General features: G+C 46.8%; 10 protein-coding genes and 2 pseudogenes. 4 read left to right on the plus strand and 8 right to left on the minus strand.

The features are described from left to right. Positions 1 to 225 (plus strand): annotated as a pseudogene (locus AC1DUA_RS17800) (MFS transporter); the annotation flags it as partial. Between the two features lie 212 nt (positions 226 to 437). Here the strand turns inward: AC1DUA_RS17800 and AC1DUA_RS17805 are convergent. Beyond that, on the minus strand, positions 438 to 668 hold the full coding sequence (locus AC1DUA_RS17805) for a hypothetical protein (protein ID WP_477501043.1): 231 nt from the start codon (positions 666 to 668) through the stop codon (positions 438 to 440). Positions 669 to 784: 116 nt separating this feature from the next. Between AC1DUA_RS17805 and AC1DUA_RS17810 the strand changes: the two genes are divergently transcribed. Then, complete coding sequence (locus AC1DUA_RS17810) at positions 785 to 949, plus strand: hypothetical protein (protein WP_161411725.1); 165 nt, start codon at positions 785 to 787, stop codon at positions 947 to 949. Between the two features lie 97 nt (positions 950 to 1,046). Here AC1DUA_RS17810 and AC1DUA_RS17815 read toward each other — a convergent pair whose 3' ends face one another. Next, a complete protein-coding gene (locus tag AC1DUA_RS17815) occupies positions 1,047 to 1,529 on the minus strand; it encodes an N-acetyltransferase family protein (RefSeq protein ID WP_477501044.1) in 483 nt (160 codons plus the stop codon). A gap of 20 nt (positions 1,530 to 1,549) precedes the next feature. Then, positions 1,550 to 2,386 (minus strand): helix-turn-helix transcriptional regulator, encoded by an 837-nt coding sequence (locus AC1DUA_RS17820; RefSeq protein ID WP_477501045.1) that lies wholly within the window; start codon positions 2,384 to 2,386, stop codon positions 1,550 to 1,552. Between the two features lie 140 nt (positions 2,387 to 2,526). Here AC1DUA_RS17820 and fabF point away from each other — a divergent pair, with 140 nt between their 5' ends. Further along, positions 2,527 to 3,765 carry a beta-ketoacyl-ACP synthase II gene (gene fabF / locus AC1DUA_RS17825; RefSeq protein ID WP_477501046.1) on the plus strand — a complete coding sequence of 413 codons (1,239 nt, stop codon included), beginning with the start codon at positions 2,527 to 2,529 and terminating at the stop codon, positions 3,763 to 3,765. 65 nt (positions 3,766 to 3,830) lie between these two features. Here fabF and AC1DUA_RS17830 read toward each other — a convergent pair whose 3' ends face one another. The 5 genes and pseudogenes from AC1DUA_RS17830 to AC1DUA_RS17850 form a co-directional block, all read right to left on the minus strand. After that, positions 3,831 to 4,919 carry a PQQ-dependent sugar dehydrogenase gene (locus AC1DUA_RS17830; protein ID WP_477501047.1) on the minus strand — a complete coding sequence of 363 codons (1,089 nt, stop codon included), beginning with the start codon at positions 4,917 to 4,919 and terminating at the stop codon, positions 3,831 to 3,833. Beyond that, complete coding sequence (locus tag AC1DUA_RS17835; RefSeq protein WP_477501048.1) at positions 4,916 to 5,224, minus strand: hypothetical protein; 309 nt, start codon at positions 5,222 to 5,224, stop codon at positions 4,916 to 4,918. Before AC1DUA_RS17835 ends, AC1DUA_RS17830 begins: the two co-directional genes overlap by 4 nt. Before the next feature lie 155 nt (positions 5,225 to 5,379). Further along, on the minus strand, positions 5,380 to 5,937 hold the full coding sequence (locus AC1DUA_RS17840; RefSeq protein WP_477501049.1) for an Hcp family type VI secretion system effector: 558 nt from the start codon (positions 5,935 to 5,937) through the stop codon (positions 5,380 to 5,382). A gap of 142 nt (positions 5,938 to 6,079) precedes the next feature. Then, a complete protein-coding gene (locus tag AC1DUA_RS17845) occupies positions 6,080 to 7,255 on the minus strand; it encodes a glycine C-acetyltransferase (RefSeq protein ID WP_477501050.1) in 1,176 nt (391 codons plus the stop codon). A 23-nt stretch (positions 7,256 to 7,278) separates the two neighbouring features. Further along, positions 7,279 to 8,062 (minus strand): annotated as a pseudogene (locus AC1DUA_RS17850) (alcohol dehydrogenase catalytic domain-containing protein). Positions 8,063 to 8,204: 142 nt separating this feature from the next. Between AC1DUA_RS17850 and AC1DUA_RS17855 the strand changes: the two are divergent. Then, positions 8,205 to 8,686, plus strand: a 482-nt coding sequence (locus AC1DUA_RS17855) for a helix-turn-helix domain-containing protein (RefSeq protein ID WP_477501051.1), incomplete at its 3' end; no start/stop codon positions are given.

Below are 8,686 nucleotides of genomic sequence, written 5' to 3' on the forward strand. Positions count from 1 at the left end.
GCTACAACCAAGTTGGCGCCTGCTGCCTTTTTAGCCCAGACCATGAGTTTATGGTTCTTATCGAATGCCGCGGCCCAGGCCATCAATGCGCAGATTGTGAAATTTTACTCCGCTGACTCGGAAATGCTGTATTTCGGTGTCATTGGTGTCATTGCATTGGTCCTTAGTTTGATCCTTTTTCTCCTGACTCCCAAAATTCAAGGCTTTATGAAAGGTGTCCGCTAGAAAACAAAGAACCTCCAATCCCACTAGTTTAGTGGAATATGGAGGTTCTTTTGCATAAACTAATTTATGGTTCCAAACCCTATCAATTAACGGGCTTTTCTTTTTCTGCGATGAAAAACGAACCAAGCGATTCCGATTATACCTGCAAGCAGCACAGCACTAAAAAACAGAATGTAGCTCAAATGAAATAAACGAATGGGAATCCCTCCTGTTTAATTGATTAGCTGTTCAGGAAAGCCGTGCGATGCCATTGAAATGATTCGCCACGAGTCTTCCCCGCTCACGAAATCGAACTCGTTATACGCAGAATCTTCGTGACGATCACAAGCATGCAGCGCATACTCATCGTTTCCAATCCGAAATGTTGCTGATTCCTCACAATACGAACAAATTGCTGATTGACCCTTTTCAACTTTCAATATTTTCACCCACCGTACAATCATGTCATTACTATCCAGAATGCCACTTTTTTAGTAGTTTCATACCTCAGGCATGAAACTTGTCCCACGCACATAAGATAAATTATAGAATAAAGCGTTTTCAAGAGGAGTTGATGTTCATGTTCGATCCAAGAGAATGGACTAAACAACTGAAATCAATCCATGGCATTGTTAGAATTATATACGTCAACGAGCACACGGGATTAGCCAAACTTCGTTGTACCTTTACCAAAGAGCAGCAAAAAGCACTGGAACGTGAGGATAAAAAGCTATCTCATTCGTAAATAGAGCTGCTTAAAAGGAACGCTGAATAGCGTTCCTTTTCTTATGCCGCGGGCTGCTGCGATGGTATGGTATATTGAGGGGATCTGAGCTAACGAATTAGCTCGGTTCATTGTGAATAACGCCGAATACTCCAGTTAAAGTCCCCCATCTGGGCCACTTTTGGGTCATGTGCACAGCGGCCTCATTACTCGGATCAACACTTAAAGATAAAGATGCGAAGCCATCTATTCGTGCTTGCTGGATCAACTCGTGCATCAACTTACCGCCCACTCCTTGACCTCGATACGCCGACACAATAGCCATACCTAACTCCGGAGTCTCACGATCAACAAATCCATACCCTCGATTGGACTCATCGAATAACCTGTACCAGCCGGCGCCTACTGGCGTATCATCCATCAGTGCTATCAAAGCCCTATCCCCTGGCCGTCCCCAGTCCTCGTGGTATTTCTTAAGATTAGGTTCATTCAACAGTTCCTGCTTAGGTGGTTTATTCTCCAAGATGTGAATCGACTCATAGTGCATATCCGTAAAAAAGTCGTAGTCGTTCTCGTCCATTTTTCTAATCGACAGCATCATGTCATCCCTCACCCCATATACTAAATTTTGCTCATTAACAGCTTAACTTTCGAATCGGTATCCGAACCCGGCGAAGCTGTATATACACTGCATCTAAAATCAGCTCGCCCTTGCACCTGCAATGTCGTCAGGTCAAATAAAAGCTTCCCTACTTTTGCATGACGAAATTCGATGAACACTTCAGGCGCACTACTCACATCACTCTGATTCCAAAATGTCCGAAAATCCTGATTCTCACTGCTAATGCGCTCAATAAACTCGCTATACCAATTGTCACCCAGGTATTGCCCGTAGTAGGAGCGAAACATCGCCAAAAAGCCCATTACAAAATCACGCCAGTTAACAGCCAAAGCTTTTAATTCTTTCCTTGTAAAAAGCAGCCAAATGAGATTGCGCTCTTCAAGCGGAATCAGCGCAAAATCCAAAAACACAGCTGCCGCCGCTTGATTCCAACCCACGATATTACATCTTCGATCGGAAATAATGGTGGGGCAATCATGCAGCTCCTCCAAAATTCTACTCAAAGAAGGAGAAACCGTTGGTGCCTGATCAACAATTGTCGTAGGCGCCGGCTGCTCAAGAGCCAGCATGAACAAATATTGCCGCTCATCCTCGTTGAGCTGTAAAGCAATGGCGATTCGGTCCAGGACCTGCACCGACATTTTGATTTCTCTCCCCTGCTCTAACCAGGTATACCAGGTCGTGCTTACACCAGCAATCGCAGCCACTTCTTCTCTGCGGAGGCCAGGCGTGCGTCTTCGGCTGCCGCCTAGAAGTCCAGCATCGCTAGGCTTAAGCCTTGCCCGATGAGTGGTCAAGAACGCGGAAAGTGCTTGCAGCCGTTCCTTCGTATTCACTTCATTGTCCCCCTTAACATCAGCATAGAAGTCATTATACCAGTATAAACGGTAACTTGTAATAGGATAACAAGTGTGACATTCTATTTACAATAGATACTTTTAAGAAGTTAGTAAAGATATTCAAGGAGGCGTTGTATATGAAGCGAGTAGTTGTGACCGGGATGGGTGTTATTACGCCAATTGGCAATCAGGTAGACCTTTTTTGGCAAAATCTCGTAGCTGGAACATCTGGTATTACAAAAATAGATCATATGGATGTATCTGAATATAAAACGAGTATCGCTGGCGTCGTGCGTGATTTCGATGCGGAAGCAGCTGTCGGTCGACGGGATGTCCGCCGCATGGATCGTTATACGCAATTTGCTGTTGCCGCAGCTAAACAAGCAGTGGAAGATGCTGGCCTAACTATTGACTCAACGAATGAGGAACGTGTTGGTGTCTATATTGGCTCCGGTATAGGTGGGATTCATACAATTCTGGACAACTACCGAACCCTGCTGTCCCGTGGACCAAGCCGTGTAAGTCCTACAGTCGTGCCCATGATGATCGCCAACATGGCAGCCGCGCAGGTTAGCATTTTGTTCGGCGCCAAAGGCCCTTCACTTGCGCCTGTTACTGCCTGCGCCACTGGCAATAATGCCATTGGCGAAGCCTTTAAGCTGATCCAGCGCGGAGGTGCAGACGCCGTCATTGCCGGGGGCGCAGAAGCGACGATTACAGATCTCGCGCTGGCGGGCTTCGGCAATGCGACGGCCTTGTCGACGCGTAACGATGCACCGGCACAGGCGAGCCGCCCGTTCGATGCGCAGCGCGACGGCTTCGTCGCCGCCGAAGGCGCCGGCGTGCTCGTGCTGGAGTCGCTCGAGCATGCCGAGCGCCGGGGTGCCCGCATCCATGCCGAGATCATCGGCTATGGCTCAACATCGGACGCCTACCACATCGTGGCGACCGATCCTGAAGGCGCGGGTGCCTACCGCGCCATGCGCGATGCACTCGCCGATGCTGGCCTAGCGCCAGAGGAGCTCGACACGATTAATGCGCACGCGACAAGCACGCCTGCCGGTGATCTGTCGGAGACGCGTGCCATCAAGCGGCTGCTTGGCATCCGCGCGCACGACGTTCCGATCAGCGCGAATAAATCCATGATTGGTCACATGCTAGGCGCAGCCGGTGGTGTAGAAGCTGTCGCGCTGATCAAAACCTTGCAAGATGGCGTAATTCCTCCGACCATTAACTTGGAAAATCCAGATCCAGAGTGTGACCTTGATTATGTACCGCTCGTGGCTAGACAAGCGAAGCTCCATTACGGCTTATCCAGCTCCTTCGGGTTCGGTGGTCATAATGCCGTACTCGTCTTCAAAAAAATGACCACTTAACTGATCCCACTAAAAAACCTAATCCCTTCAGCAACTGCTGCGTGGATTAGGTTTTTCCTTTTGCATTATTTCTTTAGCATCAAAAGGCGGTCATCAGTGGCCGAAGGATTTCCTCTACCGTCCGTGTTGTTTGTTAGCACATAAATATCCCCATTATGTACCTTCACATCCCGCAGTCTCCCTTCACCTTCCAGCATTGCAGTTAATTGCTTGGTATCGGGATTGAACCTATATAGCTTTTTGCCAATTAAGGTTGCAATTAGTAGTTGGCCCTCCGGGTCTATTGCAATCCCCGATGGTGCAATAGCAGTATCTCCCGTTTGATACAGCGGAGACATCATACCTTCCTTTTTCTCCGTTCCGATAATTACTGGCCACCCGTAGTTCTTGCCTTTTTCCAGGAAATTGACTTCATCATGTCCACCTGGGTTTCCCGAAGGACCATGTTCTGAGCTAAACATGCGACCCTGCCTATCCCAAGCAATACCTTGTGAATTCCGATGACCATAAGAATACACGTAAGACTTGGCAAATGGGTTATCCGAGGGAACCTTGCCATCAAGTGTCATGCGCAGTATTTTGCCCGCGGTACTTTTCACATCTTGAGCAAGCTTGTCCGTTCCCGAGTCACCCGTTGTGATGTACAACATGTTATCAGGACCAATGGCTAATCTGCCCCCATTGTGGATATTGCCGCCAGGGATGCCCTCGAGGTAGGATTTGAGTTCCTGCCAAGCGCCGTTGTTCTCCTGCAGGACGACGACTCGATTCAGAATCTTGCCGCCTTCTTCATAAGTATGATAAGCATAAGCTTGACGGGTATTATGAAAGTCAGGAGCGAGTTGTATACCAAGAAATCCGCCTTCTCCCTGAATCTTTAGAGGTTTGTTGAGTTTCACATTTTGACGCGTGACAGTGCCATTACTCATCTTGACAATATGCCCCTCGCGCTCACTCACATAGATCGTATCCTCATCGAACTGAATCGACCACGGTGTACGCAGCTTTTCTGCCAAAATGGTGTAGGCGTTCCCTGTCTTTGCCTGACTATCTACAGGCTTTGATTTATTCGTTGAACTGAGCTTTTCCGTGCAAGCTGAGCTTAGCAACACTATCGCCATCGTGACAATCCCGATTTTCACTGATTTGATCACACACGCGCCCCCTTATTACGTAGTGACAATAAACCTTTTACGAAAAAAATCATACTAATCAGCCAAAGCATACCTATCATCGCAATCATTAGCGAATTATATACAGAACTGGTAAAAGCTCGGGTTTCAAGCAACCGGATCCACCAAAGAGCACCAATCGAGAACAAAACCAAATGGAGCAAAAACCACCCATACCCCATCCTCTTGAATTTCAGCATTAAGAAAAGGACGACCGCCATCACTGGTAGCATAACGACCAAGAAACCCGCTCTCAAGTAAATGATTACCTCCTCTTCCATAAACATAATGCTCGTACCTCCTCACATCTGAGAAATAATTCCAATTATATCGATATGGAGATGAGAAGTACAGTTTACATAATCCAGCTGCTGATATAAAAATAAGGCTGCTCTCAAAGACTATTCAGTCCTCTCAAGTCAGCCCATTCCGTTCCCAAAACTTATTTTTTTTGATTTTTCGTGAAGTCCCATCCGCCAGTTATCGTACTTGCCTTGCCATCAGGGCCAACAACATTGTATTTAAAAGTAATTGCTCCATAACTTAGCTCAATGTTCTCATGTGTATCATAAAGACTAAAATTGCTGATGAAGACTCTTTCCAAATCGATGGTGAGGCTAGCTTGAAGTTGATTTCCAGTGTTTTTCACAAAAACAATTTGACCTTTCTCAATCGCTTTTCCTGTCGTTGTATTCAGAAATATTGGAATAGAGGCGGAATCAAAATTTTTGTTAATAGAAATCGGTTGAGCCGCAGCTTTGCCTGTTCCAGATCCGCCTCCTGCACTAATTGTCGCCTTATTCTCCACTTCGAACGAAAAATCATTAAGCTTAATCCATTTCTCATACCCTTTTGTTGTCGAATCCCCGGTAATCCCATCTAGTTTCAAATAAATGTCATAGCCATCACTTTCAGCAGCTGCCGCTGGAAGTACGCTGAATGCGAGCACCAACACACTAAGAATAAAGAAAATAAATGCCTGTTTACGGAACTTGCTCAATCCAATCACTCCTCGTCGGTTATGTTACAAATTGTAACTATCGACCTAATTATATAGAAGTAACTGAATTTCTATTCCGCAAATCTTTGTCCACAAAAAGAAAATGCCGCGGTGGTGTCCACATGACCTTAGACCTTACACCCTACACCAATCCAAACTCCCTGCCTACCTTCTGCAAGCTGTGCAAGGCAAACGCTAGATCTTCACTCGTATGCTGCGCCGTTACAATTAGGCGAACACGTCCCTTGTCCATGGCTACAGTTGGATAGACAATCCCTTGCGCGAATACGCCTTCTTCCAGCAAACGATCAGAGAAACGCATCGTGAGCGCAGGATCACCGATAATGATTGGAATGATCGGTGTTTCACTTGCTCCTGTGTCGAAGCCTAAACGCTGCAATTCACTACGGAAGCCATTGGCATTCTCCCATAGTTTGGTTACCAAGTCCTCGCTCTCACGCAGCACCTGAATCGCTGCCAAGCAAGTAGCTGCTACGGCTGGCGTCTGCGAAGTGCTGAACAGGAATGGCCTTGCCGTATGGATCAAATGTTCCTTGAGCAATTGGGCACCGGCTACATACCCGCCAACGGCGCCAATCGCTTTGGAAAGGGTCCCGATCTGAATGTGTACGCGTCCATGAAGTCCGAAATGATCAGTTGAGCCTTTGCCGTTCTTGCCTAATACGCCGCTCGCATGGGCGTCATCGACATACACAATGGCATCATAAGCTTCTGCTAATTGAACAATTTCAGGCAGCGGTGCAATATCGCCGTCCATACTAAATACGCCATCGGTAACCACAACACGTTTGCGATACTTTTGTGTTTCTTTCAGCACGGCTTCTAGCTGATTCATATCTTTATGGGCGAAAATCTTACGGCTAGCCTTCGTCAAACGAATGCCATCAATGATACTCGCATGGTTCAATTCATCGCTGATGACCACATCGTCTGCACCAAGTATCGAAGATAACGCGCCTTGATTCGTTGTAAAACCGGATTGAAACACGAGTGCCGCTTCCGTGCCTTTGAAAGCAGCCAGCTCCAGCTCCAACTGCTCGTGGATATCCAGCGTCCCCGTTATGGTCCGCACCGAGCCGCTGCCGACACCGTATTTCTCGATGGCAGCAATCGCTGCTTGCTTCAACTTGGGATGATGGGTCAATCCCAAATAATTATTGGAGGACATCTGGAGAATTTTGCGCCCGTTCAGATTCATCCATGTATCAGAGCCGCTTTCCCATACTTTTATCGTGCGGTAACGTCCATCGCGCTTCCAGCCTTCAATATCTGCCGCCAAATCGTTTAAGTAATTCATAAATTGCCCTCCAAGCCTTTGTTTTAGTGTGTAAACACGATTTTCCCGCATTGCCCTTCATGCATCAACCGGAACGCTTCCTCATACTGATCGAGCGTGAATCTGTGTGTGATAACGGATGCAAGATCAACTCGATGTTGGTTCAATAAACCTTTCATTTGGTACCAGGTCTGGTACATTTTACGACCCGTGATACCTGTTGGGATTAATATCTACTGCATAAATCGCTCCAGCTCCACAAGCTTTTGCTACTTTAATGGCAAGCAAGCCAATCGGTCCTACACCGATGATAGCAACTGTTTTACCTACAATGTCTCCGGACAAAACGGTTTGAACGGCATTCCCTAACGGGTCTTGCAAACAAGCAATCTCAAAAGGCAGCTCAGGCGCATTATGAATAATATTACTTGCTTTCACCACAGCGTATTCGGCAAAACAGCCCGGCGCGGTAATTCCAAAGCTTTTGGTATTCGGACAAACATGCCCATTTCCGGTTCGGCAAGCCTTACAAGTGCCGCAAATCATATGTCCTTCTGCTGAAACATGATCTCCGATCTTAACGCCTCGTACGCGGTCCCCAATATCGACAACGATACCTGCAAACTCATGCCCGAACACATTCGGCGTCAGCACCGTTTTATCAGCCCAAGCATCCCAATTGTATATGTGCAGATCCGTTCCACAAATGGAAGTCGCCTTAATGTGGACGAGCACTTCATCGTCGCCAATCGTGGGAACGGGAACTTCTTTCAGTGTAGCACCGGGCCCCCGGTGTTCTTTAACCAACCCTATCATCGTTGCGCCCATCTTAATTCCTCCTAGGACAAATATGCAATATAATACACATACGTGCGTTTTACTGTCTATATATACCATAGTACACGAATGTATGTTATATTGTAAATAGGCGATTTTTACGGACAAAAGTTGAATAAAAGGAGTCACTTTGATGCAGGAACCGATACACAAAATGGTAGGCAGAAAGCTGCTGAGCATACGGAAAACAAGAGGTTTAAGCTTGGATCAAGTTGCAGAATTGACAGGTGTCAGCAAGGCGATGCTAGGGCAGATCGAACGAGGAGATTCTAACCCAACCATCTCTGTTTTATGGAAAATTGTGAGCGGACTACAAATCTCCTTCACGAGCTTGATTGAGGATGATGAACCGAAGATTACCGTTGTTCGTTCCGAGGATCTTTCTTCCTTTGACGAAGAAGACGGCCAATATCGTGCTTATCCCCTTTTCCCTTTTCATCCCCAGAAAAGTTTTGAAATCTACACCGTCGAGATGGAGCAAGGCTGCACTCATGCCTCAGAGCCACATAACGAAGGTGTCGAAGAATACATTCTAATGGTCGAAGGAAAGCTGCAAATCGCTATTGCGCAGGAAAGCTATATTCTTCAGCCTGGCGACGCGATCCATTTCACAGC

This window comes from Paenibacillus sp. 01T422, assembly GCF_056398785.1.